The sequence below is a fragment of the Citrobacter sp. KH_055_1 genome, assembly GCF_057838705.1.
Map to the genome: position 1 here is coordinate 207,321 of NZ_CM174473.1, position 26,726 is coordinate 234,046.

A 26,726-nucleotide genomic window follows, 5' to 3' on the forward strand; every position below is an offset into this window, starting at 1 on the left:
TTTTTATGACCTCTTTATGTAATCCTTTTGTTTGAGCTGTAACTATTCATAACTTCTGCTTCTCTCTTCTTCTTTCATCGGTAGAATGGCCCCTGCCAAATGGTGAGTTCTTATTTTACCCCATGGGTAATACCCTTCCGCGTGTTAAGGCCAATATCTTATTCAGACGGAGAGAAATAATGCAGGTAATAATGTTTGACAGGCAGTCAATATTTATTCATGGAATGAATGTCAGTTTACAAGAAAATCTTCCAGGAGTGGATGTTCAGGGTGTCAGTCAGGCAGATGACCTTTGGCAAAAGCTGGAAGACAATCCCAATGCGTTGGTTATGCTTGATGGCGATCTTGGCAGTGAGTTTTGCCGTGAACTGCTCCAACAACTCGCGCAACGCTATGAGACGGTAAAAGTACTGATCACCGCCACAGATTGCCGTAAAAAATGGCTGCAGGAGGTGACACAGTTAAACGTGCTGGCCATTGTGCCGCGCGACGCTGACGCAGAAACATTCGCGCTGGCGCTCAATAGCGTGGCAATGGGCATGATGTTTTATCCCAGAGATTGCTTAACGCCAACCACGTGCGGTAGCCAAAATATAAAAGCACTAAGTTCGCGTCAGCGCGAGATCTTGACCATGCTGGCTGCAGGGGAGTCCAATAAACAAATTGGTCGCCTGTTAAATATCAGCACCGGGACGGTAAAAGCGCATCTGGAGTCGCTGTATCAGCGTCTGGAGGTAAAAAACCGTACCCAGGCGGCAATGATGTTAAACGAAGTACATTAATCAACGCTTATTTCACAGTCAGATCGTCTCTGGCTGTGAAATATGAGCAGGCCACATTTCTGATGCGCAAAACCGGGTTATCCCCACGCTAAACATCCACGCAATTAATGCTTCCAGCTGAAACAGATCGTTCAGTTGCGGCAGTTTCGCCTGGATTAATTCCTCGCAGGCGTAGAGATCCATGAGCAGCAGCGTTTCTGCCTGTGCTACTGAAATTTGGCTCGTGAAGGTTTCACCTACGGTGATTTCATGCCCGTAGCCAATGACCCAGACCCCGCGTTCATCCTGATATTTTTCCAGCGACAATCCCTGTCCTTGTTTAATAAAGGCGATACAGGCGGGCGTAAAATGTGATGAATGGCGGTACATACTGATTTCTCTGCAAAGAGAACCATTCTAGAGCAAACCTTCCGTTATGGTACCTGCCATACAGCCCGTTTTTTCAGTAAGACACCTTATGACGCGCGGAGCGGATATTCGTGCTTTAACAGGCCGAAAATCCAGTCATCGTGCCAGGTTTGATGCAGCCAATAGCTTTCGCGCAGTGTACCTTCGAGAATAAATCCCGTCTTTTCCAGCAGACGTCGAGACGCATAATTGCCGGCGGTGACGCAGGCCGTCATACGGTGTAGCCCGCCGGTTGTAAACGCGAAATCACACACGGCATGCAAAGACTCCGCGCCATAGCCTTTACCTTGCGCTTCGGGCGCGAGCAGAAACCCCACTTCGGCACACTCATTATTTTCGTGAACATATCCGGTGACGCCGAGCGGCGTTCCCGAGTCGTTATCGCACATGACCAGGCATAGCCAGTGTGGGCTTCCGGGAGACCATTCGGCTAAACGCGAGTCGAATATTGTCCGTACGTCTCGTTCAGAGCGCGCATCAGAGACATAGTGCATTACGCTAGGATCCTGCTGTAATGCTAAGAAAAAATCCCAATCAGACGCCGTCAGCGGGCGGCAGGTCAGTCGTGGTGTTTTTAACACGGGCACAGGCTTATCTCCTGGATAATTTTCAATGATTACGAGGTCATCACTGTAAAACACATTCATTTGTTATATGAATGTATTTCAGTTTGCACCGGCCCGTTTTAATACGGCGTCGCGTTTATAAAAAGAGCAATAAAGACCATTGTGAGGCCGTACCGTTACGGCCCTTTTAGGGATGATAATGACCAATAGCGCATTACCGGCGACATGTACGCCATTTGAACACTGTTTGGGGATCATCCGCCAGGCATCGGTGGAAATCCTGTTGTTGTTAGGTGTGCATGTTGCAGAGGGAAAAGACCCGCGCTGGTTTCTGGAACAGCTCGACCAGGCTCGCCTGAATCTGGGTGGCTGGGGGGCGGTAGCCAGACGATTGCAGATGAACGATGCGCAATTAAGCCAGTTCACCCTGCGGTTACGCCATCTTCAGCAAAACGTTCCCCAGTATGAAAGTGGTCAGGATGTCAGTGAAAACCAGCTCATTTCTGCGCTGCGTTTTGTCGCGTCTCTGGAGCAACTGCGCCATCTTCAGCCGATCCTGCACTATCAAACCGATATTGAAAGTGGAGGACAGGAGGCGCAGCTGCAAGCGCAGAGTCAACTTCGTGCTATAGAGTTAACCCTCAAAGCCCTTGTCGCAAGGGTATGGCCGGACCAGCATCCGCTCAACAGCTTCCTGAAACAGCACTTCGGTGCTGACAGGCTACGCCGCTGGCTTAAGCTGGGTGAGGGGCGTGATGCGCTGGACGGCATGTTGTTTAGCGAGCTGGCGCTGATGGTGGTCGATAAGAAACTGTTCGTGCGCCACTTTACCCAGATTTTTAATGACACTTCGGTACTCACGCTGTTTGTCGAACCGCGCTTAACGCTGCGCATGTTTCTTGATGATTGCCGGATAGCACGTAATAGCGTCATTGCTCAGCAGCCGCTGACCTCGGTACAGCTGATGTTGTTAAAGTATCAGTACCGACAAATTACCCACCCCGTGCAGCGGGCGTTTGAAGAACGTCGTGTCCGCATCAATCCCGCATCGTATCTGGAATCTGATGAGGGTCTCGTTCGCCAGTTCTGGGAAACGGCAAAGCAAAAGGCTGAACAGACCGGGGATGATAAACACGAAATTGCCGACAGCATTGACCCACCAGAAAAGCGAGCGCAGCGTACGGCTGAAGAGCGTGAGCAGCTGATTTCCAACATGCTGTGGGTCGCCGTTGGCGCGATGGTGCTGGCAATATCGCTGGGCGCATTCTGGTTATTTAGCTCGCCTGCGCCGCGGGTGACCGCCGGTCAATCGGTTGAAATCATACAAGAGGAACCGCGACGTGATGCTCCTTCCGCACGGGAAGCCGTGACCCGCATGGGCATTTCGTGGGATGCGTTTACCATGCGGGCGGCTATCGATCGCAATGATACCCGCATTACGTCATTGTTTTTACAAGGCGGGATGGACTGGAAGCTGGCGTGGACGGAGCAGGCGTTCTCTGCGGGCAATACTGCTGTGCTGAAGCTGTTGTTGCGCTATCCCTCGCAGATGGATGAAACCCAGCCCTGTCAGCAGTTTATGAGTACGCTAAGTCATGCGATGTCGAACGGCGCATCGCTGACGTCGCTGCATAAAAGCTATCTGCAAAGTTTTTGTGCTAAACCGGACGTTGTCGCGCGCCAACGGTATGACGCCGAGCAAGCCGAACGACGCGCTCGCGCGGAGCCAAACGCCGAAAACAAGAAATGGCAGAAAATTCATACCGCGCTGTATGACGCCATTAACTGACGGCCTGATGAGCAACGTCCTGTCAGACCGTTACGGCTCGCCGTAGAGACCGATTAATCGGCGCACGACGCCGTTGGTCCAGCCAAAGCCATCCTGCAACGGGTACTCGCCGCCGCCGCCTTCACGTGGCGTGCCGTCGGCGATATGGTACTTCTCGATAAGCTTATGGTGCTCCTGATAAAAAAGGTTAACCGTTTTCAACCAGTTGCGGGCAATCTCATCTCCCAGGTGGTCGTCACCGTACAGCTTGAAGCCCTGAATCGCCATCCACTGCAGTGGTGCCCAGCCGTTGGGTTTATCCCACTGTTCACCGGTTTCGTATTCCGTCGCCATAATACCCCCGGGGGTTAACAGACGGCTGCGTACGGCATTAGCGAGGCGGTCGGCTTGTGCATGGGTTGCCATACCGACATACAGCGGCACGATACTGGCGGCGGAGAAGAGGGCCATCTCTTCGCGTCGCCAGTCATAATCCCGATAACAGCCGTTTTCATCATCCCATAGAAAGTGGTCCACGGCGGCGCGGCGGTTGGTGGCTTTCTGGCGAAACAGAGCCTCGGTTTCGCGATCGCCTTTCAGTGCCGAAATGTTTGCAATGGTGCTTTCCAGTTTGTACAGGAAGGCGTTGAGATCAATGGGGATGAACTGGGTGGTGCGGATGCTGGCAAGGCGGCCCGCATCGCGCAGCCAGCGTGAGGAGTAATCCCAGCCGGAAGCCGCACCGGCACGCAAATCCCGATACACCTCATTCGGCGGCCGGCCAGAATGCTTGGCCGTTTCGACGTCTTCGATCCACGATTCATCGCGCGGGGTATCACGATCGTCCCAATAACGGTTGAGCAGAGAACCATCCGGCATTCTGATGACATGACGGTACGCCTGGTTTAACGCCAGGGAATCTGCGCCATCCATCCAGAACGCGTATTCCATTTTGAGATGATCCAGATAACGCCGCGCGCCGCGCACGCCATCTTCTTCAAACAGTTCCACCATCAGTGCAAACACCGGCGGCTGAGAGCGACTCAGGTAGTAGGTCCGATTACCGTTCGGGATATGGCCATAGTTTTCAATCATCCAGGCAAAGTTATCCGCCATACATTTCAGCAGGTCCCCCCGTCCGCTCTCCGCCAGACCCAGCATGGTGAAGTAGGAATCCCAGTAGTAGGTTTCGCTAAAACGTCCGCCCGGCACAATATACGACTGCGGCAGCGCCAGCAGCGAGGACCAGGGAATGTGATCCTGCGGTTCGCGTGTTAGCACTGGCCACAGCTGGTCAATATGCTCTTTCAGAGAGTCCTGCGGGTTGGAAACGTACTCACTCGACGGGGTCTCGGGGAGCCAGAAATGGTTCTCAACAAAGCGCTGCAGGTCAAAGTCCCGGTGCCGCTTAACCTTGCGATAGCGGATCAAAATGTCCAGCGGGTCCATTTTGGGTGCGCAGTCGGGGAAGGTTTTGCTGTCGGCAAACAGCTTTGACGACTGAACATGTTCGAACAGTTCGAGGTAACGATCGGCGGGCGTTAACGCATCTGAGGCAGGCAGCCCTTCAATCATCTCCGGCTCAGGCTCTGCCTCAATCATTTCATCCAGCTTTAACTCGCACGGATCCATTTCATAAAGCAGATCGAGGTCGATCGTCAGTTCTTCTGAAGGGGCGTGGGGTAGTTTCTGGTTGAGCATAATGAGAAAGACCTCCGGTAAAGAGATGTTGAAAGGAAACGGCTATTGCCCGGCTGTCTGTTAAGCGTAGACATTCGCTTCGGTGTCGGGTGAGTAAAGCGTGCGGTTGATCACGTTCTTATGTTTTTTAATATTTAAAAAATAAAACTATCTTAATGATAATAATGAAGAATTACTGGTCTTGTGCGATCTGTATATTTTCCATTTTCAGAACATTCGATTGCAACGAGGTGTGAACAGAATCAGCTAACATCCGATCCCTGTAATAGGTGCAGGCTATTCTAATGATAGTTCTGGCCCATGTAATTGATTGATACTTATCAAAATAATACTCCGCTTATTTTCTATGATGGTCAAGTCTGACAAAGACTGCGCATTAATTATTTCAATTTTCTGGGTCACAATAACTCACAACGGTGAGGGTAAAATAATGAAAATCATTACCCGTCTTACCGCGATTGCCATAACAGGCATCGTAATTTGTTATTTTGGATTATCCGGTTATGTGTGGTATCACGATAATCAACGTAGCAAACAGGCTGATGTTCAGGCCTCTACGCTGGAAGCCAATAATAAGGTATTAGGATTTTTACGCGAAAAGGGATGTGATTATTGTCACACGCCTTCAGCTGAATTACCTTTCTATTCTTCCTTTCCCGTCGCTAAACAATTGATGAATTATGACATTCAATTAGGATACAAATCATTCAATCTTGAAGCTGTTCGTGCCGCGCTGGTTGCGGATAAACCCGTTTCGCAAAGTGATTTGAATAAAATTGAATGGGTGATGCAGTATGACACCATGCCACCAACGCGTTATACCGCACTGCACTGGGCCGGTAAGGTCAGCGATGCTGAGCGAGAAGACATTCTTGGCTGGGTAGCCAAACAACGTGAGCAGTACTACGCCAGCCGTGATACCGCCACGCAGCATCGCAATGAGCCCGTACAGCCAATACCGGAAAGTATTCCGACTGATGCCCGCAAAGTGGCGCTGGGCTTTACGCTGTATCATGACCCGCGCATTTCTGGCGACAGCACGATCTCCTGTGCGCACTGCCACGCCTTAAACGCAGGCGGTGTGGATGGCAGGAAAACGTCAATCGGTGTCGGTGGCGCCGTTGGACCGATTAATGCACCGACGGTGTTTAACTCGGTCTTTAACGTGGAACAATTCTGGGACGGTCGCGCACCAACATTGCAGGCGCAGGCGGGTGGTCCACCGTTAAACCCGATTGAAATGGCGTCGAAATCCTGGGATGAAATTATCCAGAAGTTAGATAAAGACCCGGTGCTGAAGCAAGAATTTATCACCGTTTATCCTCAGGGATTCAGCGGGGACAATATTACCGATGCGATTGCTGAGTTTGAGAAGACGTTAATTACGCCAAATGCACCGTTTGATAAATGGCTGCGGGGTGATGAAAGCGCGTTAACGGCCCAGCAAAAACATGGCTATCAATTATTTAAGGAAAATAAATGTGCCACCTGCCATGGCGGTATTATTTTAGGCGGGCGTTCATTTGAACCCTTAGGCTTGAAAAAGGACTTTAATTTTGGTGAGGTCACTGCCGTAGATATTGGTCGAATGAACGTCACCAATGAATTACGAGATAAGCTGCGCCAGAAAGTCCCTGGATTACGCAACGTTGCACTGACTGCGCCTTATTTCCACCGGGGAGATGTGCCAACCCTCGACGGCGCGGTAAAACTGATGCTGCGTTATCAGGTCGGCAAAGAACTGCCGCAAAAAGATATCGACGATATCGTGGCGTTCCTTGAAAGCCTCAACGGGATCTATACGCCGTATATGCAGGATAAGTGATTAATACAATGCCGAAGGGCGACTGATGCTTTATCTGGCCTACATATTACGGTGTTTGTAGGCCGGATAAGGCATTAGCTGCCATCCGGCATTTATAGTATTAACGCATGGTGACAAATTCTTCCGACGCGGTCGGGTGAATAGCGACTGTGTTGTCGAAGTCTTTCTTGGTCGCGCCCATTTTCAGTGCCACGGCAAAGCCCTGCAGCATTTCGTCCATGCCAAAGCCGATGCCGTGAATACCGACAATCTTCTCTTCCGGACCCACGCACACCAGCTTCATACGGCACGGCTGACGGTGTGTGGTGACAGCGGTATACATCGCGGTAAACGATGATTTATACACTTTCACCTGATCATCGCCGTGCTGCTCGCGCGCCTGTTGCTCGGTTAAGCCGACGGTGCCAATTGGCGGATGGCTGAAGACCACGGTCGGGATGTTGCTGTAGTCCAGATGTTCGTCCGGCTTGTTGTTAAACAGACGTTCGGACAGACGACGACCCGCGGCAACGGCAACCGGCGTTAATTCAACGGCACCGGTGTTATCGCCCACGGCGTAAATCCCAGGAACGCTAGTGTTCTGGTATTTATCAACGATGATGTAGCCTTTTTCGTTGGTTTTCACGCCAGTAACCGCCAGGTTAAAGTTATCGGTTGCCGGTTCACGGCCAATCGCCCAAATCAGGCAATCCACGGTCTGGCTACGACCATCTTCCAGCTCCAGGGTCAGGCTGCCATCTGCATTTTTAACCACCGCTTTTGGAATCGCGTGTGTATGCAGGGTCGGGCCTTCGGCATTCATTACCTCAACCAGCGTGTCGACGATCATCGGGTCAAAGCTGCGCAGCGGCGCGTGTTTACGCACGAACAGATGTGTTTCTGCGCCCAGGCCGTTAATCACGCCAGCCAGTTCAACGGCGATGTAACCTGCACCAACTACCGCAACGCGCTTCGGCAGGGCCGGCAGTTCAAAGAAACCGTCGGAATCAATACCGTATTCCACGCCTGGAATGTTCGGGTGGCTCGGGCGGCCGCCGGTAGCAATCAAAATATGATCGGCGGTGATGGTTTCACCGTTTACTTCAATGGTCTTGGCATCAACGAAGCGGGCAAAACCTTTGATCACATCGACATTATTTTTACCCAGTACGTTGTCGTACGAGGTGTGAATGCGGTCGATATAGGCGGTACGGGTGGCAATCAGCTTGTCCCAGTCGAATTTATTGATGGTGGTATCGAAGCCGTAGTCCGGGCCGTACATATGGATCGCTTCACGAACCTGTGCGGCATGCCACATCACTTTCTTCGGTACACAGCCAACGTTGACGCAGGTACCGCCCAGTTCTTTGGCCTCAATCAACGCGCATTTCTGACCGTACATGGCCGCGCGGTTAATGGAGGCGATACCGCCGCTGCCGCCGCCGATAGCGATGTAATCATAGTGTTTGGTCATGACCGCTCCTTCATGTTCATTGTAGGGCGGAGAAGCGTTATGCCTTCCGCCAAAATATTCGCGATTGTATACCTGAAATCAAAAGGTTCCACCGATGGCTGCGATTACTCCGGTACGATCCAGCTTACCGAGGTATGTCCGGTTCCCGCCGGAACCAGTTTGCGGTGCAGCCATGGCAGCACATTGTTCATTTGCTGTTCCAGCTTCCACGGTGGATTAACCACAATCATGCCGGACGCTGTCATGCCGCGTTGATCGCTGTCCGGACGAACCGCCAGCTCAATTTGCAGGATGCGGCGAATGCCGGTCGCTTCCAGCTCTTTGGTCATGCGTTTGATTTGCTGGCGCAGGACTACCGGATACCACAGGGCATAGGTGCCGGTCGCGAAACGCTTATAGCCTTCGTGGATACCGGCCACTACCGCCTGGTAGTCGGTTTTAATTTCGTACGGCGGATCGATGAGGATCAGCCCGCGACGGGAGACGGGTGGTAATTTCGATTTCAACTGCTGATAGCCGTCGGCTTTTGCCACGCGCGCGCGCTCATCTTTCTGGAATTCGGAGCGCAGCAGCGGAAAATCGCTTGGGTGCAGTTCGGTTAGCTGCAGGCTGTCCTGCGCGCGCAGCAGCTGGCGGGCAATCAGCGGAGAGCCTGGGTAGTAGCGCAGTTGACCGCTACGGTTGAAATGATTCACTACGCTGATGTACGGCTCGAGTTCTGCCGGCAGGTCGTCCTGCTGCCAGATGCGGGCGATGCCTTCCAGATACTCACCGGTACGTTCAGCACGTTCACTGCTCAGCTGATAACGGCCCGCACCGGCGTGGGTGTCCAGATAGAGAAACGGTTTATCTTTCTCTTTGAGCGACTCGATGATCAGGCTCTGAACCGTGTGTTTAAGGACGTCGGCGTGGTTGCCAGCGTGAAAGCTGTGGCGATAACTGAGCATGGGTAAACGTGTTCCAGGTTGTAAACGTAGGCCCGATAAGCTGCGTGCCATCGGGCGAAAATAGAGCGTATCGCCACAGTATACAGAAAAGTCGTCACTGCCGCGAAAGCGCAACGCCTGGCATTGAAATCCTCTACACTTAACCCCATTCTACAAATAATATGCACAGCGCCGGATGCGCGCTTCATTCACTCTTTTCTACAGGACTGCGCTAATGACCAATCCATTGCTGACTCCCTTCGAACTGCCGCCGTTTTCCAAAATTCAGCCGGAGCATGTTGTACCCGCCGTCACTAAGGCGCTGAACGACTGCCGCGAAAACGTCGAGCGCGTGGTTGCGCAGGGGGCGCCATACACCTGGGAAAATCTTTGCCAGCGGCTGGCGGAAGTGGACGATGTTCTGGGGCGTATCTTCTCTCCGGTCAGCCATCTGAACTCGGTGAAAAATAGCCCGGAACTGCGCGAAGCCTACGAACAAACGCTGCCGCTGCTGTCTGAGTACAGCACCTGGGTTGGGCAACATGAAGGCCTGTACCAGGCGTACCGCGATCTGCGTGAAGGTGACCATTACGCCACTCTGAATACCGCGCAGAAAAAAGCCGTCGATAACGCCCTGCGTGACTTTGAGCTTTCTGGTATCGGCCTGCCGAAAGAAAAACAGCAGCGCTACGGTGAAATCGCGACCCGCCTGTCTGAACTTGGCAACCTGTACAGCAACAACGTGCTCGACGCCACCATGGGCTGGACCAAACTGGTCACCGACGAATCTGAGCTGGCTGGCATGCCGGAAAGTGCGCTGGCGGCAGCAAAAGCCCAGGCCGAAGCCAAAGAGCAGGAAGGTTATCTGCTGACGCTGGATATCCCGAGCTATCTGCCGGTGATGACCTACTGCGACAACCAGGCATTGCGTGAAGAAATGTACCGCGCCTACTCCACCCGTGCGTCCGATCAGGGGCCCAATGCGGGCAAATGGGACAACAGCCCGGTGATGGAAGAGATCCTCGCGCTGCGCCACGAGCTGGCTCAATTGCTGGGCTTTGAAAGCTATGCCTTTAAATCTCTCGCCACTAAAATGGCCGAGAACCCGCAGCAGGTGCTCGACTTCCTGACCGATCTGGCAAAACGTGCCCGTCCGCAGGGTGAAAAAGAGCTGGCCCAGCTGCGCGCCTTCGCCAAAGCAGAGTTTGGCGTTGATGAGCTGCAGCCGTGGGATATCGCCTACTACAGCGAGAAACAGAAACAGCACCTGTACAGCATCAGCGACGAGCAGCTGCGCCCGTACTTCCCGGAAAACAAAGCCGTAAACGGCCTGTTCGAAGTGGTTAAGCGTATTTATGGCATCACTGCCAAAGAGCGTACCGATGTTGACGTCTGGCACCCGGAAGTGCGTTTCTTTGAGCTGTATGACGAACACAACGAACTGCGCGGCAGCTTCTATCTGGATCTTTATGCGCGTGAAAACAAGCGCGGTGGGGCATGGATGGACGACTGCGTCGGGCAGATGCGTAAAACCGACGGCACGCTGCAAAAACCGGTCGCTTACCTGACCTGCAACTTTAACCGTCCGGTCAGCGGCAAGCCGGCGCTGTTTACCCACGATGAAGTGATTACCCTGTTCCACGAGTTCGGTCACGGCCTGCATCATATGCTGACCCGCATCGAAACGGCCGGTGTTTCCGGTATCAATGGTGTGCCGTGGGATGCTGTCGAACTGCCAAGCCAGTTTATGGAAAACTGGTGCTGGGAGCCGGAAGCGCTGGCGTTTATCTCCGGTCACTATGAAACCGGTGAGCCGCTGCCTAAAGAACTGCTGGATAAAATGCTGGCGGCGAAAAACTACCAGGCGGCGCTGTTCATCCTGCGTCAGCTGGAGTTCGGCCTGTTCGACTTCCGTCTGCACGCTGAGTTTAACCCGCAGCAAGGGGCGAAAATTCTCGACACCCTGGCGGAGATTAAAAAGCAGGTTGCCGTGGTGCCGGGCCCAACATGGGGTCGCTTCCCGCACGCTTTCAGCCATATTTTTGCCGGGGGTTATGCGGCGGGATATTACAGCTATCTGTGGGCTGACGTGCTGGCGGCGGACGCCTTCTCCCGCTTTGAAGACGAAGGGATTTTCAACCGTGAAACCGGCCAGTCGTTCCTCGATAACATCCTGACTCGCGGGGGTTCCGAAGAGCCTATGGAACTGTTCAAACGCTTCCGTGGCCGTGAACCGCAACTGGATGCGATGCTGGACCATTACGGCATCAAGGGCTGAAGACTGGCGTGAAAATTTGTTTACTGGATGAAACGGGCGCCGGAGACGGCGCCTTATCTGTTCTGGCTGCTCGCTGGGGACTGGAACACGATGAAGACAATCTGATGGCGCTGGTGATGACACCGGCGCATCTGGAACTGCGCAAGCGCGATGAACCCAAGCTCGGCGGCATCTTCGTTGATTTTGTCGGCGGGGCGATGGCCCATCGGCGTAAATTTGGCGGCGGTCGCGGTGAAGCGGTGGCGAAAGCCGTTGGCGTGAAAGGCGATTATCTGCCGGACGTGGTGGACGCGACGGCCGGGTTGGGACGCGATGCGTTCGTGCTGGCCTCCGTGGGCTGTCGCGTACGGATGCTGGAACGTAACCCGGTAGTGGCGGCGTTGCTCGACGATGGTCTGGCGCGCGGTTATGCCGATGCGGAAATTGGCCCGTGGTTGCAGGCGCGTTTGCAGTTAATTCATGCATCCAGCCTGACGGCACTCACCGATATCACCCCACGCCCGCAGGTGGTGTACCTCGACCCGATGTTCCCGCATAAGCAGAAAAGCGCGCTGGTGAAAAAAGAGATGCGCGTGTTTCAGTCGCTGGTGGGACCGGATTTAGATGCCGATGGCCTGCTGGAGCCTGCGCGCCAGTTAGCCACTAAACGCGTGGTGGTCAAGCGCCCGGACTATGCCCCGCCGCTGGCGGAGGTGGCAACGCCGAACGCGGTGGTGACCAAAGGGCACCGGTTTGATATTTATGCCGGAACTCCGTAGGCCGGATAACACGCGTCGCGTCGCCATCCGGCATGGTTTGCTGCCCGATGGCGCTGCGCTTATCGGGCCTACGCGCAGCCTTGCGAGTACGCTGACATCCGGCAATATCAATTACACAAACGGTGCCAGCGGGTCGGCAATCTCAAAGGCGACTGCACGGTCCGCTTTCGGTGGATAAATCAGCTCGCTGACGATTGATCGCTTCAGTTTCTTCGCCTCTGCGCGCGTCAGTTTCACTTGCTGATCCCAGCCTTCGCTGTACACCGCGCCCCACGCGCCCAGATCCAGACAGGTGACGTAGTTTTCCTGGCGATAGGGCAGTGGCATCACATCTAACAGGCTGGCAGCGGCATTGTTCCCGGCGAATTTACCCAACAGAATCGCGTGCTGGCAGGTCATTAAGGCGTGGTTGCCTTTGTCATCAGTGGCGGCCCAGGCGACATCACCCGTCGCGTAGATATCCTCGTGGCCCACAACCTGAAGATGCGCATTCACATGCAGACGGCCCTGACGATCGCGCGGGGCGTCGATCTGTGCCGTTAAGCCGTTTGCCTGCACGCCGACTGTCCAGATAACGGTTTGTGATGCAATCGTCTGCCCGTCTTTCAGCGTCACGCCTGACGCATCCACGTTTTCGACTTCTGCATTGACCCGCCATTCCACACCCAGTTCAGCGGAGGCTTCGGCGATCACATCGCGCAGCTCCTGGCTCCAGCGTGCACCCGGTTGCGGGCCGCGTTCAACTACGACTACTCTGGTCTTAGCATCAGCACCGAGAATGTCGCGCAGGCGACCCGGTAATTCCAGCGCCATTTCGATCCCGGTAAAGCCGCCGCCGCAGACCACCACGGTATTGCGCTCCTCGCTTTCTGGTCTGTGCGCGAGATCTTTCAGATGCTGCTCCAGTACGGTTGCGCTTTCCAGCTGATCGAGGTCGAAGGCGTGCTGCGCAGCGCCGGCAACCCTATTGCGATTAACTTCACTGCCGCTGGCCAGAATCAGCCGGTCGTAGCTGAGAAGCTGTTTTTGGCCCGTTGCGTCCGTCCAGCTCACTTCTTTAGATTGTGGAAGCAACTGGGTAACCGTGCCGCGCAGGAAGTTCACACCGGTGACATCAAACAGCGGCTGCAGTGGCGCAACCAGCGTCTGGACATCATTCTCATAAAAACGCGGGCGCACGCGCAGCTCTGGCTGCGGCGCAATAACAGTAATATCAATGGACTGCTGATGTTTATCCGCCAGTCGTGCGGCGCTTAATGCTGCCCACATACCGGCAAAACCGGCGCCCACGATCAGAATTTTTTTACGCATTGGCGTTTCTCACTGGTGACTATGAATTATTTACTCGGATTTTATTGGTCGTAGTTAAAGATTGCAATGTGATTTCCTGTAAAAGCGCTTCTTTGTCTGTCGAATTGTATTTATATATTTGATATTTAATGAATTAAATTTTATTTATGAGCAGGTGAATTCTGAGTATCTGGTATGTGCAGGCCGAAAAAGTTACAATAACTCAGATTCATTTTGGCTGAGATAAGAGCATGGCATTCTACAGTTCCGGGGTTGAGTACGGCATCCATAGCCTGATGTGTATGGTTGACAGTAAGGGGGATGCGCGGGATATGAGCGTACGGGAAATTGCTGAGCTACAAAGCGTGCCGTATGACTATCTGGCGAAGATCTTCACCCGTCTGTCGAAGGCCGGACTGGTGCGCAGCAGTGAAGGAAAGGGCGGCGGTTTTCAGCTCGCCAGGCCCGCCGAGCACATCACGGTGCTGGACGTGGTCAATGCCATTGACGGCGATAAGCGCATCTTCGAATGCCGTGAAATCCGCCAGCGCTTAGCGGTCTTTGAGGAGCATCCGCCGGAGTGGGCCTGTGAAGGGATTTGCGGCGTGCGCTCAGTGATGGATATGGCGCAGCAGCGTATGGAAGAGGCGCTTGGTCAGCACACGATCCTGGATTTGGCGCGTAAAATGTATCGCAAAGCACCGGATACGTTTGTCGTAGAAGTGCAGGACTGGATCGACGCACGCAAAGGATAACCACTAAAAATGCCCGATAGCGCAAGGCGTATCGGGCATAATGAATGTAGGCCGGATAAGGCAATAGCCGCCATCCGGCACGGCGTATTACTGTTCAGTACTCGGCGTATTAATCATCCGATTCAGCCAGGGCACCATAATCGCCATCACTACCGTGACGGCCAGCGTGACCAGACCGATTTTACTAAAGACGTTGGTATAGATAGGCAGCGTCTGTAGCGGGTCAGTGATGTTTTCCGGTACCGCGGTGAACGTTGCCACGTAGCCACCCATCAGGAACGCTGCAGCCTGGGTCAGGAACCACATCCCCAGAATAAAGCCCATCAGATGCTGCGGCACCAGCGCGGCGACCATGGCCAGCCCCAGGGCGCTAATCAGCAACTCACCCAGACTCTGGAAAAGATATACCAGTACAATGAACCACGGCGAGGTCAGCCCCTGCGCATCGGCAAACCACATACCCGCGGCAGCAGCGGTCAGGAAGCCCAGCGAGCACAGGAACATACCGAGCGTGAACTTCATCGGCATGGTCAGGTCTTTGCCCTTGTTGCCCAGACGGGTATAAATCACTGCCAGTACCGGGCTGGCAAGCACCACCCAGAACGGGTTCAATGCCTGGAAGCTCACCGGGTTGATGGCGAAACCGAGAATTTCATGGTGTACATTATTGATGGCAAAGAAGTTCAGTGATGTCGGCATCTGCGCGTACAGCACGTAGAACACCACTGCTTCCAGCATCAGGATAAAGGCCACGAACATCTTATTGCGCCCGGTTTTATCCAGTTTGAATGCCTGACGGAAGAAGATGATGGTGACGATAATCGACAGGACGATCAGCACCAGGTTGGCAACTTTCACGTTGTGCATCAACCAGGCGCACACGAATATCATCACCACGGTACCGGCCAGTACACACAGCAGATTGCGGAATACCAGCGGCTTATGGTCTGGCTCAGAACCGATATCCTTCACCATGCCACGGCAGGCAAAATAGACCAGCAGTGCAACGATAAGTCCCGCGCCACACAGGTTGTAAGTCACCGCATAGCCAAACTTATCGGCAATGACCGGCGCCAGCGACAGCGACAGCAGGGAGCCGATGTTAATCGACATATAAAACAGGGTGAAGGCGCCGTCCAGTCGGGCGTCTTTTGGCGGATAGCATTTTGACAGCAAGCTTGCCGGGTTGGCTTTAAACAGCCCGTTACCTACGGCGATGGTACCCAACGCGATAAAAATCAGGTCGGGTTTCAGCAGCGACATTCCGGTCATGAAATAGCCAATGGCTAACACGATGGCGCCGAGAACCAGCGTGCGCTTGGTGCCCAACAGGTGGTCGCCAACGTAGCCACCAATGGATATCAGGCCGTACACCAGCGCAGCAAACGCACCGAAGGTGATAAACGCCTGTTCCTGAGAGAAGCCGAGTTGTTTAACAAAAAATACCGCCAGGATGCCCTGAACGCCGTAATAGCCAAATCGTTCCCATAATTCTACAAAAAAGATCATGAAGAACGGACGAGGTTGCTGCAGCAAGCCCGTAGGTGCTCGTGTATTCATATTCCTTCGCCTTTCAAAGCCATCCCGAAAAGTATGAACGCGTATTCTAAAACGCGCCGAAAAAGTCTTATTTTGTTATAGACTGCGGTGATAGGCCGCGCGGGTAGAGTATTATAGAGATAGTTTTCGATCCAATTAGTTGATCACACTAATTATGATTTATTTGTTGGATTGATGTACTGATAGGCAATAATTTTCACGCAAGGTACAAAAACAAAAACGCCCGCACAGGCGGGCGCTTACAGGCTTAAATGTTTACAGCGGGGCGGGTTACCCCCCGACAGCTAGCATTTTATGCTTCTTCGTCATCTCGCAGCGGGACAATCAACATGTCGACGTGAACGGTGTTGATCAGCTGGCGCGCAGAGGACATCAGCTTGCTCCAGAAATCCTGGTGATGGCCGCACACGACAAGATCCATATCGTATTTTTTGATGGCATCAACCAGAACCTGACCCAGATCGCCGCTACCGCTCAGGGTTTCGGTGATAGGGTAGCCTGCGTTGGTGGACAGTTCGGTTAACGCGTGATGAGTTTCTTCAGAAATGCGTTTCTGCATGTCGCCCAGATTTACGTCGATTAGCCCGGTGTACAGGTCGGAATAGTTTACGTCAACGTGGATAAGGGAAACTTTTGCATTGTAAGGCCGCGCCATAGAGACCGCTTTTTCAACCAGAACTTTGCTTTCCGGAGAAAGATCAACCGCGATGAGAATGTGTTTATAAGCCATAGTGTTACTCCTTCCATAAGTTGTCGATGACTAGCCTTCTGGCGATCGTTTGCCGCCGCGTCATCCGCATCCTGCGGACCTTACGCGCGGGGCTAGCCCAGTCGTAAAGACGTACCCTATAGGGACTATCCTTACATTATAGCGACCAGAATAATCCGTCAATCCACCTTGATTGCCAAGTAGTTAAACAAATTTTTCAGTTAATTGTATTGATAGTGATTAACCTTCTGGCAAAAAAATTAACTAATCTCCTACACTATCTAGAGAGGCGCTCGGATGCGTGACACTAACACGAGCGGTTTCGGTAGCACTCTTCACTGCATAGTTTGGTAGGGTATCGGGGAGCGGTAGTCCCGGAGAGGAACTCCGTGGGCGGGTCGCCGGGGAGGGGGTATGATAAGCACCATTGCGTTATTCTGGGCTTTGTGTGTCGTTTGCATTGTTAATATGGCGCGCTATTTCTCGTCGTTGCGCGCACTGTTAGTGGTACTTCGTGGTTGCGATCCATTGCTTTACCAGTATGTTGATGGCGGAGGCTTTTTTACCTCGCATGGGCAACCCAACAAGCAGATGCGTCTGGTGTGGTATATCTACGCTCAGCGCTATCGCGATCATCATGATGATGAGTTTATTCGCCGCTGTGAGCGCGTGCGTGGCCAGTTCATTCTCACCAGTTCGTTATGTGGGCTGGTATTAATCAGTATGGTTGCGCTGATTATCTGGCACTGAACCTGATGACAGCGTAAAAAAAAGCGGACCTGTTTGCAGGCCCGCTTTTTTATTGCGCATTCGCTTAGATAAGCTTCAGGGAGAGCCAGTACAGCCCCCCGGAAAGAATAATCGCCGCAGGCAGGGTGAAGACCCAGGCCATCAGAATGCTGGTCACTGTTTTACGCTGTAAGCCGCCACCGTCAACGACCATCGTACCCGCAACGGAAGAGGAGAGTACGTGGGTGGTGGAAACTGGCATACCGGTATAACTGGCGAGACCGATAGAGACGGCGGCCGTCATCTGCGCCGACATCCCCTGAGCATAGGTCATGCCTTTCTTACCGATTTTCTCACCGATAGTGGTTGCCACGCGACGCCAGCCAATCATCGTACCGCAGCCCAGAGCCAGCGCAACGGCCATGATGATCCACACCGGAGCGTACTCAATGGTGCTCAGCATGTCGGTTTTCAGTTTCTTCAACAGACGCTGATCGTCGTTGCTTACACCAGGCAGTTTCACGACCTTATCGGTGGTATCGGAAATGCACAGCATAATACGGCGCAGTTGTCCGCGCTGCTCAACGCTTAACTTGTCGTAGGTTTCCAGATTCGCCAGCATACCTTTCGCACGTTCCAGCGCGTTAATGGTATTAGCCGGGTGGCAATGGAACTCTGTCGTCGTCGCTGTACCTGTTTCCGTCGGTGACGGAATCAACTGGTCTACGCCGGTCGCCTGCTTGAGCAGGTCAGGACGTTGCTGGAAGAAGGTTTCGACGTTATTGATAGCATCGCGGGTACGGGTAATTTCGTAACCGGAAGCGTTCATATTCACCACGAAACCGGCAGGTGCTACGCCAATCAGTACCAGCATGACCAGACCAATGCCTTTCTGCCCGTCGTTTGCGCCATGAGAGAACGCCACGCCGATTGCGGAGAGGATCAGTGCGATACGCGTCCAGAATGGCGGCTTTTTCTTGCCGTCTTTCTTTTCACGCTCTGCTGGCGTCAGGTGAATACGGGCACGTTTTTTAGTACCGCTCCAGTAGCGACGCAGCAAAAAGATCAGGCCGCCTGCAACCACCAGGCCGACAATCGGCGAGATGATAAGAGAGGCAAAAATACCCATCACTTTCGGGATGTTAAGTGCATCCACGACCGATGTGCCGTTCATCAACGCATTGGTTAAACCAATACCGATAATCGCGCCAATCAGCGTGTGGGAGCTGGATGCAGGCAAACCAAAGTACCAGGTACCCAGGTTCCAGATAATTGCCGCCAACAGCATAGAGAACACCATGGCGAGGCCATGTGATGAACCCATGTTGAGCAGCAGATCCGTTGGCAACATATGCACGATGGCATACGCTACGCTGAGACCGCCCAGCAAAACACCAAAGAAGTTAAACACCGCAGCCATGATCACCGCCAATTGCGAACGCATGGCACGGGTGTAGATCACAGTAGCGACGGCATTGGCTGTATCATGGAAGCCGTTAATTGCTTCGTAGAACAGAACAAAAGCCAAAGCAAGCAAGAGTAAAAGCCCGGTATGTAAATCCAGGCCAGCAAACAAATGTAGCATAGGACGTTACGCCATTTTGAGGACATGAACGCGGCGCATTATCAGTGACTTTGGCGGCGCGGGCAAAGTGAAATATAGAGTTTTTTTGATTTGTCTCCTGCTTTGTATGACACCACTAAAGAATTATCTTATAGAATTCAGATAAATACCTATTTTTGATGGTTTGGTGCTGGTGCGGCCACTGAGGAATCTTTACAATTCACGCCCGCTTTTTAGAGAGGATCGCAACGTGGAAAGGTTTGATACCGTTATTATAGGCGCTGGCGCAGCGGGTATGTTCTGTGCCGCGCAGGCAGGACAAGCAGGAAGTCGAGTACTGCTTATTGATAATGGTAAAAAGCCCGGGCGCAAGATCCTCATGTCTGGCGGGGGGCGCTGTAACTTTACCAATCTTTATGTCGAGCCTGCGGCTTATTTGAGTCAAAACCCTCATTTCTGTAAGTCAGCGTTGGCGCGCTATACCCAGTGGGATTTTATCGATCTGGTGGGTAAACACGGCATTGCCTGGCATGAAAAAACGCTCGGCCAGCTTTTTTGTGACGACTCCGCGCAGCAAATAGTCGATATGCTGGTAGCGGAATGCGAAAAAGGTAACGTTACGATGCGCTTACGTAGCGAAGTTCTGAGCGTTGTACGGGATGATGAGGGCTTTACGCTGGAGCTCAACGGTGCAACCGTTGGTGCGACGAAACTGGTGATTGCCAGCGGTGGGCTTTCTATGCCGGGTCTGGGTGCGACGCCATTTGGTTATAAAATTGCCGAACAGTTTGGCCTGAATGTGCTGCCAACGCGGGCGGGTCTGGTGCCTTTTACGCTGCATAAGCCGCTGCTTGACCAGCTTCAGGTGCTCTCCGGCGTGTCTGTTCCCTCTGTCATTACCGCCGAGGACGGCACCGTATTTCGTGAAAACCTGCTCTTTACGCACCGTGGGCTGTCAGGCCCGGCCGTTTTACAAATTTCCAGTTTTTGGCAGCCGGGTGAATTTGTCAGCATTAATTTGTTGCCAGATGTTGACCTCGAAAGCTTCCTTGATGAACAGCGCAGCGCGCATCCCAATCAGAGTCTGAAGAACACGCTGGCGATGCAATTACCGAAGCGACTGGTGGAGTGTTTGCAGCAGTTGGGGCAAATCCCGGACGTGACGTTGAAGCAACTTAACCTACGCGATCAACAAGCGCTGGTGGAAACGCTGACCGAATGGCGCGTGCAGCCAAACGGCACGGAAGGGTATCGTACGGCAGAGGTGACGCTGGGTGGAGTAGACACCAACGAATTGTCTTCACGGACCATGGAAGCCCGCAAAGTACCGGGCCTTTATTTCATCGGCGAAGTGATGGACGTCACCGGCTGGCTGGGCGGCTATAACTTCCAGTGGGCATGGTCGAGCGCCTGGGCGTGTGCGCAGGATTTAGTGTCCGGGGAGTGACGGTGAAGGTAAACCGTATAACGTTTTAATATTACGCGTCATCTGATGTAGTCGTGGCCGGCAACGTAATAGACGTCACTCTTCTTTCGGCAGGCACTGCAAATGACCGTGGCGCACGCCGCGTTGGGAGATAACGTCATCGGCAAAATGCTGAACGTCACCCATGTCCCCTTTTAGCACGGCGATTTCCAGGCAGTCGTCATGGTTGATGTGGACGTGCAGCGTGGCGACCGACAAATCGTGGTGGTGATGCTGGGTCGAGACAATACGGCTGGCTAAGTCACGCTTCTCATGTTCATAAACATAGGAGAGCACTGCGAAGCCCTGGGTACCGTGTTCTTGCGTGCTTTCCTGGGATAGCGCGCCGCGCAAAATGTCGCGGATGGCTTCGGAACGGTTGTTATAACCCCGGCGCTGGCTCAGGCTGTCCAGCGTTTCCAGTAAATCGTCATCGAGAGTAATGGTGACTCGTTGCATCTAAAGTTAACCTTTTATGTGGCGTACAGGGCATGCGGAAATAGCGTATTTTGTAACACACGTGTGGCATCTGGGGAAAAGGTTAATGCGCTCGCAATAAACGCAGCAGGGTGCTTACCTGCTCATCCAGCGGCGCGAGCGTCTCTTTGACGATCAGATGCAACGGTGTGGCACGGCGAGCGCCGTGACTTAACGGCAACGGACGTAATAGCCCCTGATCAAGCTGCGCTTGAATGCGCTCCTCGGGCAACCAGCCGTAACCGACCTGATACAGTACCGCATCAATAGCGGCATCAATGGTAGAGAAGGTCCAGGCATCGCGAACCGCTTGCTGTGGGTTGTCGCGATCGGCAATACGTATCAGCGGCCAGGCGCGTAAGGCGTCTTCATCCAGCGGCGTATCCTGCGTGCAGAGAGGGTGATCGCGGTGGGCAACGGCCACGAAATCAATATTCATCAACCATTCACCGCGTCCGGTGACATCCTGACGCCGGGTCAGAACCATCACGTCCGCATCGGCATGTGCCGCCAGCCGATCGTCAGCATTCTCCAGCACTTCAGTCAGACGCACCTGCGTCTGCGGCCACGCCTGCTGGAACTGCTTGAGGATCGCGAACAGGCGTTTGCGTGGGAAGATGCTATCTACCATCAAATCCAGTCGTGTTCGCGTGCCATTGCGTAAAGTCGCCGCCCGGGTTTCCACCCATGAAAAAGCCTTCAATAGCGGTTTGACCTGATTGAGCAGTACCTCGCCTGCCGGAGTTAATACCGCTCTGCGGCCTTCCGGCGTCAGTAGCGTCACGCCGAGCCGCTCCTGTAACAGCGCCAGATTGTAGCTCACCGAAGACTGACTACGGTTGGTCTCTTCCGCTGCTTTAGTAAAGCTACCCAGCTCCACCACTTTTTCCAGCAGGGCCCACTGCTCCAGGGTTGTCTTATGCATAACTCATCTAAAAATTGAATGAATATGATGCAAACATAGCGTTATTCATCCAATTTTTGAAGCGTTAAGATCGCCCCATCAACTGAGAGGAGAACGCATATGAGCGCTTTTGATAAACATGATTTGAGCGGGTTTGTCGGTAAACATCTGGTCTATACCTACGATAATGGCTGGAATTACGAGATCTACGTGAAAAATGACACCACGCTGGATTACCGTATTCACAGCGGTATTGTGGCTAACCGTTGGGTGAAAGATCAGCGGGCGTACATTGTGCGAGTTGGGGAGAGCGTTTATAAAATTTCATGGACCGAACCGACCGGAACCGACGTCAGCTTGATCGTAAATCTGGGTGACAAACTTTTCCACGGCACCATCTTCTTTCCACGCTGGGTGATCAACAATCCGGAGAAAACGGTCTGCTTCCAGAATGACCATGTTCCGCTGATGATGTCGTATCGTGATGCGGGCCCGGCGTATCCAACCGAGGTGATTGATGAGTTCGCGACCATTACCTTCGTGCGTGACTGCGGGGCGAATAATGACAGCGTTATTGCCTGTGCTGCCAGCGAATTGCCGGATAACTTCCCGGAAAATTTACGCTAAGGTATCCAGTCTCTGCACAGTATCGGCAGTCAATGTAAACGGCGTTGGCGTACACACGGCCAGACTCAGGGTATCGAGCTGGCACTGACTGACAGAGAGTGAGGACGTCAGGGTAGTGCTGTCGACGCTGACAATTTGCCAGGCGCTGCCGCCACGTTGCTTAACGATGGCCTCTTTGCGCGTCCAGATGCGCCAGAACGCCGCCAGCTGGTGGTCCGGGCGTTCAGCTTCGACTTCGGCATGTTCCCCAAGGCTGAATACTGTATTTGCCAGCGTCCGCCAGTTATCACGGGGGCGCACGACTTCAATATCGCAGCCGACTTCCCCTTCATCACTGAGCAGCAGGGCGATGTCATCCCCGCTGTGGCTGAGATTAAACCACAGCGGCGTGTCGCCTGAGAATGCGGGTTTTCCCTGCTCACCATAGACAATGTCAGGCAGTGGTGACAAGGCATGGGAAAGCAACACGCGGCCAGCCAGCCAGCGCGTGCGGCGCGCACCTTGCGGCGCCTGTTCATACAACGCGCGAGGCAGGGCGCCAGCGCTTAAAACAGAAACTTTCCCAACAACGATCCGGTACATATCAGGGCCAACGTTTGATGATAATAGAAGTATTTATGCCGCCAAACGCAAAGTTATTGCTCTGCAGGAACTCACAATCAATCTTGCGGGCTTCACCCATAATGTAATCCAGCGCGCCACAGTTGGCATCAGGCTGGCTTAAATTTAGCGTAGGCGCAAACCAGCCTTCGCGCATCATTTGCAAACTCATCCAGGCTTCCAGCGCGCCACAGGCGCCAAGGGTATGGCCAAAATAACTTTTGAGCGAGGACAGCGGCACATTATCACCGTAAATGGCGGCGGTTGCCTGACTTTCTGCAATATCACCTCGATCGGTCGCCGTGCCGTGGGCTGAAATATAACCGATATCCCGCGCGCGTAAGCCCGCCATTTTCAGCGACTGCTCCATGCAAATCTGCATCGTCTCGCGCTGCGGCTGGGTGATATGCGCCGCATCGCAGTTGGTGGCAAAACCGATAATCTCACCGTAAATTGTCGCGCCGCGCGCTTTGGCGTGCTCAAGCTCTTCCAGAATCAACGTGCCTGCGCCTTCGCCAATTACCAGCCCGTCGCGATGTTCATCAAACGGCGAGGGCGTGGTTTTCGGTTCGTCGTTGCGCTGGCTGGTGGCGAACAGGGTATCAAACACCGCCGCTTCCGACGGACACAGCTCTTCCGCGCCGCCGGCGACCATCACCGTTTGGTAGCCGTGACGAATGGCTTCCCATGCGTAGCCAATCGCCTGGCTGCCGGAGGTGCAGGCGCTGGAGGTGGGGATCACTCGCCCACGCAGGCCGAAGAATAATCCGGTGTTGACGGCGGTGGTGTGCGGCATCATCTGCACGTAGGTGGTGCCGGTTATATTGTTGGTGTGCTTCTCGGTCAGCATGGTGGCGAACTCGCTCACCGGACCGGTGCTGCCGGTTGACGAGCCGTAGGCAATCCCGGTTTCGCCGTTGGTCAATACCGCATCGCCAATCAGCCCAGCCTGCTCCAGCGCCAGTTCTGTTGCGCGGGTGGACATTAGCGACACGCGACCCATGGCGCGAATACGCTTGCGGGTGTAGTGTTCCGGCAGGGTAAAGTCGTCGATAGGCGCGCCAAGCAGCGTATGCAGCCCGTCATAAACCTGCCACTCCGGCATTTTGCGCACTGCGTTTTCATAGGCCAGCAGCCCGGAGGAAACGGCCTGCCAGTTTTCGCCAAAGGCGGTGACGCCGCCCATCCCTGTAATGACCACGCGACGTGTCATAGCATCCCTCCATTGATAGAAATCACCTGGCGGGTGACGTAACCCGCGATATCCGACATTAAGTAGCTGGCAAGTCCGGCCACTTCATCGGCCTGACCCATCCGTTTCATCGGGATCATCGACATCGCCTCTTTCAGTGCGGCCTCTTCCATCTCGATCATCCCGGTATCAATCAGCCCCGGCGCAATGCAGTTGACGGTGATTTTGCGTTTCGCCAGCTCAATCGCCAGCGCTTTTGTCGCTCCAATAATCCCCGCCTTGGCGGCGCTGTAGTTGACCTGACCGCGATTGCCCATCACGCCGGAAACCGACGATAAGGTAATGATGCGCCCACCCAGGCGGGCGCTAATCATCGGCATCATGCACGGCTGGATGACGTTGTAGAAGCTGTCGAGGTTGGTGTGGATCACCGCATCCCAGTCGTTGTCGCTGAGCGCCGGGAAGGCCGCATCACGGGTGATACCGGCGTTACTGACGATGCCGTACCACGCACCGTGCGCGTCGTTATCTTGCTCCAGCACTTCACGGCACTGCTCACGGTTGGCGACGTCAAAGGCCAGCAGACGCCCCGTGCCGCCAGCAGCGAGGATTGCATCCAACGTCTCCTGGGCACCTTGTGCATCGCGATGATAGTGAACGCCGACCACAAAGCCGTCCGCCGCCAGCTGGCGGGCGATGGCGCGACCAATGCCCTTGCTGGCGCCGGTAACCAAAACTGAACGACTCATGCGGACGCTCCTTGTTGAAATAGGGTGTTAAGTTCTTCCGCTGTCGGCTGGAAGGTGTTGACGCGACCGCTTGCCAGCATCTCTTCACCGGCCTGAACGGCGCATTCAAAGCTGCCAAAACGTGCATCTTGCATCAGCAGCGTGACGCTAATATCCAGTGTCAGGCCACCTGGCAATGTTCCCGCCGCACAGGCTAATTCACGTGCGCCGAGCACCATGCCCAGCGAGATACTGGCCTGACCCGCCTGATGACGGTGCCAGCCGGACCAGACGCCAACGGTTTGCGCCATTAGTTCAAGGGCGAACCAACCGGGTAGATTGCCCTCGCCATCGAGAAACGGAGCCAGTACGCCGTCGGGCGATACCGTGACGCGGCAGGTGGCGGAGTCGTCCGTCACGCTGACCACTTCTTCAAGCAGTAGCATCGGCGCGTCGTGTGGCAGATAGTCGCCGGGCGCTAAATAGTGGCTCATGGCATTCTCCCGAGCAGGATACTGGCGTTATTGCCGCCAAAGGCAAAGGAGTTTGACAGGATAACTGGCTGCGCCAGCGGCTGTGGCTGTTCGATGATCCCACAAGCAGGCAGCGTTTCATCGCGCGGCGACTGGCTGAAATCCTGCGGCGGCAGCGGCAGGTCGCGCTGCAAAATCAGCATACTGATGGCGGCTTCGGTGATCCCCGCAGCACCTAGCGTGTGTCCGGTCAGATGTTTAGTCGAACTGCACGGGACGCTTTCGCCAAATAGCGTGTTCACTACGTTAGTCTCAATTTTATCGTTCAGCGGCGTGGCGGTGCCGTGTAGATTGATGTAGCCCACCTGCTCTGGCGTCATCCCCGCGTCGTTAAGCGCCTGACGAATGGCGTGGATCGCCCCTTCGCCCTGCGGATGAGGGGCCGAAATATGGTACGCATCGCTGGATTCGCCAACGCCCAGCAGCGCAATCGGCTGCGGTTCGCGGGTCAGCAGCATCAGCGCCGCGCCTTCGCCGATGGTAATCCCGCAGCGGTCGCGACCGAACGGCTGGCATAACGTTGGCGAGAGTGATTCCAGGCTGTGGAAACCGTTGATGGGCATCCGGCTTAGCGTGTCCGCCCCGCCGACAATCGCCACGTCCGCCAGCCCGGATTCAATCAGGCGGCGTCCGCTCATGATCGCGCGGGCGCTTGAGGAGCAGGCGGTAGAGAGCGTAAACGCCGGGCCGTCCAATGCCAGCCAGTGGCTGAGAAAGCGCGACGGGTCGCCCAGCTCCTGCTGCGGGTATTGCCAGGCGCTGCTCGCTTTGCCGTTGAGCGTGAGATCAACATGCACGTCGCCTTCGTCCAGCCCGGAGGTGCTGGTGCCGAGCACCACGGCAACGCGATCGCGACCAAACTGCGCAATGGCGTCATCTACCTGCGGCTGGATTTGCGCCAGCGCAGCCAGCAGCAGCTGATTATTGCGCGAACGATGGGCGCTAAACTCATCAGGAATCGTCGGCAGTTCACCGTCTACGCCGGCTAAAACCGCGTGCGGATGGCCCTGAAGCCAGCCGGTGCGCGGGCGCATACCGGGAGCCACGCCGCGCTTCAGGTTGGCGGCTATTTCATCGGCGTGGTTGCCCAGTGCGTTAATCATGCCAACCGCAGAAATGTAGATCATC

At 54.2% G+C, this 26,726-nt stretch carries 25 protein-coding genes; 9 read left to right on the plus strand and 16 right to left on the minus strand.

All coding sequences use genetic code 11. The features are described from left to right. Positions 1–179: 179 nt before the first annotated feature. Positions 180–782 carry a helix-turn-helix transcriptional regulator gene (locus AC3ITF_RS00995; RefSeq protein WP_489176077.1) on the plus strand — a complete coding sequence of 201 codons (603 nt, stop codon included), beginning with the start codon at positions 180–182 and terminating at the stop codon, positions 780–782. Between the two features lie 18 nt (positions 783–800). On the opposite strand, the gene AC3ITF_RS01000 is transcribed toward AC3ITF_RS00995, so the two are convergent. Beyond that, positions 801–1,151, minus strand: coding sequence for a glycoside hydrolase family protein (locus AC3ITF_RS01000; RefSeq protein ID WP_117342504.1), 351 nt, complete (start codon positions 1,149–1,151; stop codon positions 801–803). 86 nt (positions 1,152–1,237) lie between these two features. After that, positions 1,238–1,777, minus strand: coding sequence for a GNAT family N-acetyltransferase (locus AC3ITF_RS01005; RefSeq protein WP_489176078.1), 540 nt, complete (start codon positions 1,775–1,777; stop codon positions 1,238–1,240). A gap of 178 nt (positions 1,778–1,955) precedes the next feature. Between AC3ITF_RS01005 and AC3ITF_RS01010 the strand changes: the two genes are divergently transcribed. Then, entirely contained in the window at positions 1,956–3,545 is a 1,590-nt protein-coding gene (locus AC3ITF_RS01010; protein WP_181490855.1) for an STY4199 family HEPN domain-containing protein, read from the plus strand. 30 nt (positions 3,546–3,575) lie between these two features. Here AC3ITF_RS01010 and AC3ITF_RS01015 read toward each other — a convergent pair whose 3' ends face one another. Continuing rightward, positions 3,576–5,225: an alpha,alpha-trehalase gene (locus AC3ITF_RS01015; RefSeq protein ID WP_115257227.1), complete on the minus strand. Its 1,650-nt coding sequence runs from the start codon at positions 5,223–5,225 to the stop codon at positions 3,576–3,578. Between the two features lie 430 nt (positions 5,226–5,655). Between AC3ITF_RS01015 and AC3ITF_RS01020 the strand changes: the two genes are divergently transcribed. After that, positions 5,656–7,050 (plus strand): cytochrome-c peroxidase, encoded by a 1,395-nt coding sequence (locus AC3ITF_RS01020; RefSeq protein ID WP_115257228.1) that lies wholly within the window; start codon positions 5,656–5,658, stop codon positions 7,048–7,050. A gap of 100 nt (positions 7,051–7,150) precedes the next feature. Here the strand turns inward: AC3ITF_RS01020 and gorA are convergent, their stop codons facing one another. Both gorA and AC3ITF_RS01030 read right to left on the minus strand, forming a co-directional pair. Beyond that, complete coding sequence (gorA, locus tag AC3ITF_RS01025; protein ID WP_115257229.1) at positions 7,151–8,503, minus strand: glutathione-disulfide reductase; 1,353 nt, start codon at positions 8,501–8,503, stop codon at positions 7,151–7,153. 104 nt (positions 8,504–8,607) lie between these two features. Beyond that, positions 8,608–9,450: a 23S rRNA (adenine(2030)-N(6))-methyltransferase RlmJ gene (locus tag AC3ITF_RS01030; protein ID WP_096759184.1), complete on the minus strand. Its 843-nt coding sequence runs from the start codon at positions 9,448–9,450 to the stop codon at positions 8,608–8,610. 214 nt (positions 9,451–9,664) lie between these two features. Between AC3ITF_RS01030 and prlC the strand changes: the two genes are divergently transcribed. Further along, positions 9,665–11,707 (plus strand): oligopeptidase A, encoded by a 2,043-nt coding sequence (gene prlC, locus AC3ITF_RS01035; RefSeq protein ID WP_117342500.1) that lies wholly within the window; start codon positions 9,665–9,667, stop codon positions 11,705–11,707. A gap of 8 nt (positions 11,708–11,715) precedes the next feature. After that, positions 11,716–12,465 carry a 16S rRNA (guanine(1516)-N(2))-methyltransferase RsmJ gene (gene rsmJ, locus AC3ITF_RS01040; protein WP_115257231.1) on the plus strand — a complete coding sequence of 250 codons (750 nt, stop codon included), beginning with the start codon at positions 11,716–11,718 and terminating at the stop codon, positions 12,463–12,465. Positions 12,466–12,576: 111 nt separating this feature from the next. On the opposite strand, the gene AC3ITF_RS01045 is transcribed toward rsmJ, so the two are convergent. Then, positions 12,577–13,776: an NAD(P)/FAD-dependent oxidoreductase gene (locus AC3ITF_RS01045; RefSeq protein ID WP_489176079.1), complete on the minus strand. Its 1,200-nt coding sequence runs from the start codon at positions 13,774–13,776 to the stop codon at positions 12,577–12,579. Between the two features lie 230 nt (positions 13,777–14,006). Here AC3ITF_RS01045 and AC3ITF_RS01050 point away from each other — a divergent pair, with 230 nt between their 5' ends. Continuing rightward, on the plus strand, positions 14,007–14,510 hold the full coding sequence (locus tag AC3ITF_RS01050; protein WP_115257233.1) for an RrF2 family transcriptional regulator: 504 nt from the start codon (positions 14,007–14,009) through the stop codon (positions 14,508–14,510). A gap of 87 nt (positions 14,511–14,597) precedes the next feature. Here the strand turns inward: AC3ITF_RS01050 and dtpB are convergent, their stop codons facing one another. Both dtpB and uspA read right to left on the minus strand, forming a co-directional pair. Further along, positions 14,598–16,070, minus strand: coding sequence for a dipeptide/tripeptide permease DtpB (gene dtpB / locus AC3ITF_RS01055; RefSeq protein ID WP_115257234.1), 1,473 nt, complete (start codon positions 16,068–16,070; stop codon positions 14,598–14,600). 292 nt (positions 16,071–16,362) lie between these two features. Next, a complete protein-coding gene (uspA, locus tag AC3ITF_RS01060; protein WP_003023368.1) occupies positions 16,363–16,800 on the minus strand; it encodes a universal stress protein UspA in 438 nt (145 codons plus the stop codon). Positions 16,801–17,193: 393 nt separating this feature from the next. On the opposite strand from uspA, the gene uspB reads away from it, so the two are divergent. Next, complete coding sequence (gene uspB / locus AC3ITF_RS01065; protein ID WP_096759190.1) at positions 17,194–17,529, plus strand: universal stress protein UspB; 336 nt, start codon at positions 17,194–17,196, stop codon at positions 17,527–17,529. Between the two features lie 64 nt (positions 17,530–17,593). Here the strand turns inward: uspB and pitA are convergent, their stop codons facing one another. After that, the gene (gene pitA / locus AC3ITF_RS01070) at positions 17,594–19,093 is read right to left on the minus strand and encodes an inorganic phosphate transporter PitA (RefSeq protein WP_096759191.1); all 1,500 of its coding nucleotides are present in this window, start codon (positions 19,091–19,093) and stop codon (positions 17,594–17,596) included. A gap of 229 nt (positions 19,094–19,322) precedes the next feature. Between pitA and AC3ITF_RS01075 the strand changes: the two genes are divergently transcribed. After that, positions 19,323–20,519, plus strand: coding sequence for a BaiN/RdsA family NAD(P)/FAD-dependent oxidoreductase (locus AC3ITF_RS01075; RefSeq protein ID WP_135911255.1), 1,197 nt, complete (start codon positions 19,323–19,325; stop codon positions 20,517–20,519). A gap of 75 nt (positions 20,520–20,594) precedes the next feature. On the opposite strand, the gene nikR is transcribed toward AC3ITF_RS01075, so the two are convergent. Further along, positions 20,595–20,996: a nickel-responsive transcriptional regulator NikR gene (nikR, locus tag AC3ITF_RS01080; RefSeq protein WP_096759193.1), complete on the minus strand. Its 402-nt coding sequence runs from the start codon at positions 20,994–20,996 to the stop codon at positions 20,595–20,597. Positions 20,997–21,078: 82 nt separating this feature from the next. After that, a complete protein-coding gene (locus AC3ITF_RS01085; protein ID WP_117342497.1) occupies positions 21,079–21,939 on the minus strand; it encodes a LysR family transcriptional regulator in 861 nt (286 codons plus the stop codon). A 99-nt stretch (positions 21,940–22,038) separates the two neighbouring features. Here AC3ITF_RS01085 and AC3ITF_RS01090 point away from each other — a divergent pair, with 99 nt between their 5' ends. Then, the gene (locus AC3ITF_RS01090) at positions 22,039–22,545 is read left to right on the plus strand and encodes a phenolic acid decarboxylase (RefSeq protein ID WP_137399856.1); all 507 of its coding nucleotides are present in this window, start codon (positions 22,039–22,041) and stop codon (positions 22,543–22,545) included. Here the strand turns inward: AC3ITF_RS01090 and acpT are convergent. From acpT to AC3ITF_RS01115, 5 genes are read right to left on the minus strand one after another with little or no spacing between them, the layout of a single operon-like run. Further along, positions 22,537–23,127, minus strand: a complete 591-nt coding sequence (gene acpT / locus AC3ITF_RS01095) for a 4'-phosphopantetheinyl transferase AcpT (protein WP_096759196.1) — start codon at positions 23,125–23,127, stop codon at positions 22,537–22,539. The two genes, AC3ITF_RS01090 and acpT, sit on opposite strands and share 9 nt — an antisense overlap. Position 23,128: 1 nt before the next feature. Next, complete coding sequence (locus AC3ITF_RS01100; protein ID WP_489176080.1) at positions 23,129–24,358, minus strand: beta-ketoacyl-ACP synthase; 1,230 nt, start codon at positions 24,356–24,358, stop codon at positions 23,129–23,131. Beyond that, positions 24,355–25,086 (minus strand): 3-ketoacyl-ACP reductase FabG2, encoded by a 732-nt coding sequence (locus AC3ITF_RS01105; RefSeq protein ID WP_146718118.1) that lies wholly within the window; start codon positions 25,084–25,086, stop codon positions 24,355–24,357. The genes AC3ITF_RS01100 and AC3ITF_RS01105 overlap by 4 nt, the downstream gene beginning before the upstream one ends. Next, a complete protein-coding gene (locus AC3ITF_RS01110) occupies positions 25,083–25,559 on the minus strand; it encodes a hotdog family protein (RefSeq protein WP_489176081.1) in 477 nt (158 codons plus the stop codon). The genes AC3ITF_RS01105 and AC3ITF_RS01110 overlap by 4 nt, the downstream gene beginning before the upstream one ends. Then, the gene (locus tag AC3ITF_RS01115) at positions 25,556–26,725 is read right to left on the minus strand and encodes a beta-ketoacyl-[acyl-carrier-protein] synthase family protein (protein WP_489176082.1); all 1,170 of its coding nucleotides are present in this window, start codon (positions 26,723–26,725) and stop codon (positions 25,556–25,558) included. Before AC3ITF_RS01115 ends, AC3ITF_RS01110 begins: the two co-directional genes overlap by 4 nt. Between the last annotated feature and the right edge of the window lies 1 nt (position 26,726).

What these genes read in the sequence shown, in the direction of transcription:
- AC3ITF_RS00995 (WP_489176077.1), top strand. Translation starts at nt 180, where the DNA reads ATGCAGGTAATAATGTTTGACAGGCAGTCAATATTTATTCATGGAATG.
- AC3ITF_RS01000 (WP_117342504.1), bottom strand. Translation starts at nt 1,151, where the DNA reads ATGTACCGCCATTCATCACATTTTACGCCCGCCTGTATCGCCTTTATT.
- AC3ITF_RS01010 (WP_181490855.1), top strand. Translation starts at nt 1,956, where the DNA reads ATGACCAATAGCGCATTACCGGCGACATGTACGCCATTTGAACACTGT.
- AC3ITF_RS01015 (WP_115257227.1), bottom strand. Translation starts at nt 5,225, where the DNA reads ATGCTCAACCAGAAACTACCCCACGCCCCTTCAGAAGAACTGACGATC.
- AC3ITF_RS01020 (WP_115257228.1), top strand. Translation starts at nt 5,656, where the DNA reads ATGAAAATCATTACCCGTCTTACCGCGATTGCCATAACAGGCATCGTA.
- gorA (WP_115257229.1), bottom strand. Translation starts at nt 8,503, where the DNA reads ATGACCAAACACTATGATTACATCGCTATCGGCGGCGGCAGCGGCGGT.
- AC3ITF_RS01030 (WP_096759184.1), bottom strand. Translation starts at nt 9,450, where the DNA reads ATGCTCAGTTATCGCCACAGCTTTCACGCTGGCAACCACGCCGACGTC.
- prlC (WP_117342500.1), top strand. Translation starts at nt 9,665, where the DNA reads ATGACCAATCCATTGCTGACTCCCTTCGAACTGCCGCCGTTTTCCAAA.
- AC3ITF_RS01045 (WP_489176079.1), bottom strand. Translation starts at nt 13,776, where the DNA reads ATGCGTAAAAAAATTCTGATCGTGGGCGCCGGTTTTGCCGGTATGTGG.
- AC3ITF_RS01050 (WP_115257233.1), top strand. Translation starts at nt 14,007, where the DNA reads ATGGCATTCTACAGTTCCGGGGTTGAGTACGGCATCCATAGCCTGATG.
- dtpB (WP_115257234.1), bottom strand. Translation starts at nt 16,070, where the DNA reads ATGAATACACGAGCACCTACGGGCTTGCTGCAGCAACCTCGTCCGTTC.
- uspA (WP_003023368.1), bottom strand. Translation starts at nt 16,800, where the DNA reads ATGGCTTATAAACACATTCTCATCGCGGTTGATCTTTCTCCGGAAAGC.
- uspB (WP_096759190.1), top strand. Translation starts at nt 17,194, where the DNA reads ATGATAAGCACCATTGCGTTATTCTGGGCTTTGTGTGTCGTTTGCATT.
- pitA (WP_096759191.1), bottom strand. Translation starts at nt 19,093, where the DNA reads ATGCTACATTTGTTTGCTGGCCTGGATTTACATACCGGGCTTTTACTC.
- nikR (WP_096759193.1), bottom strand. Translation starts at nt 20,996, where the DNA reads ATGCAACGAGTCACCATTACTCTCGATGACGATTTACTGGAAACGCTG.
- AC3ITF_RS01085 (WP_117342497.1), bottom strand. Translation starts at nt 21,939, where the DNA reads ATGCATAAGACAACCCTGGAGCAGTGGGCCCTGCTGGAAAAAGTGGTG.
- AC3ITF_RS01090 (WP_137399856.1), top strand. Translation starts at nt 22,039, where the DNA reads ATGAGCGCTTTTGATAAACATGATTTGAGCGGGTTTGTCGGTAAACAT.
- acpT (WP_096759196.1), bottom strand. Translation starts at nt 23,127, where the DNA reads ATGTACCGGATCGTTGTTGGGAAAGTTTCTGTTTTAAGCGCTGGCGCC.
- AC3ITF_RS01100 (WP_489176080.1), bottom strand. Translation starts at nt 24,358, where the DNA reads ATGACACGTCGCGTGGTCATTACAGGGATGGGCGGCGTCACCGCCTTT.
- AC3ITF_RS01105 (WP_146718118.1), bottom strand. Translation starts at nt 25,086, where the DNA reads ATGAGTCGTTCAGTTTTGGTTACCGGCGCCAGCAAGGGCATTGGTCGC.
- AC3ITF_RS01110 (WP_489176081.1), bottom strand. Translation starts at nt 25,559, where the DNA reads ATGAGCCACTATTTAGCGCCCGGCGACTATCTGCCACACGACGCGCCG.
- AC3ITF_RS01115 (WP_489176082.1), bottom strand. Translation starts at nt 26,725, where the DNA reads ATGATCTACATTTCTGCGGTTGGCATGATTAACGCACTGGGCAACCAC.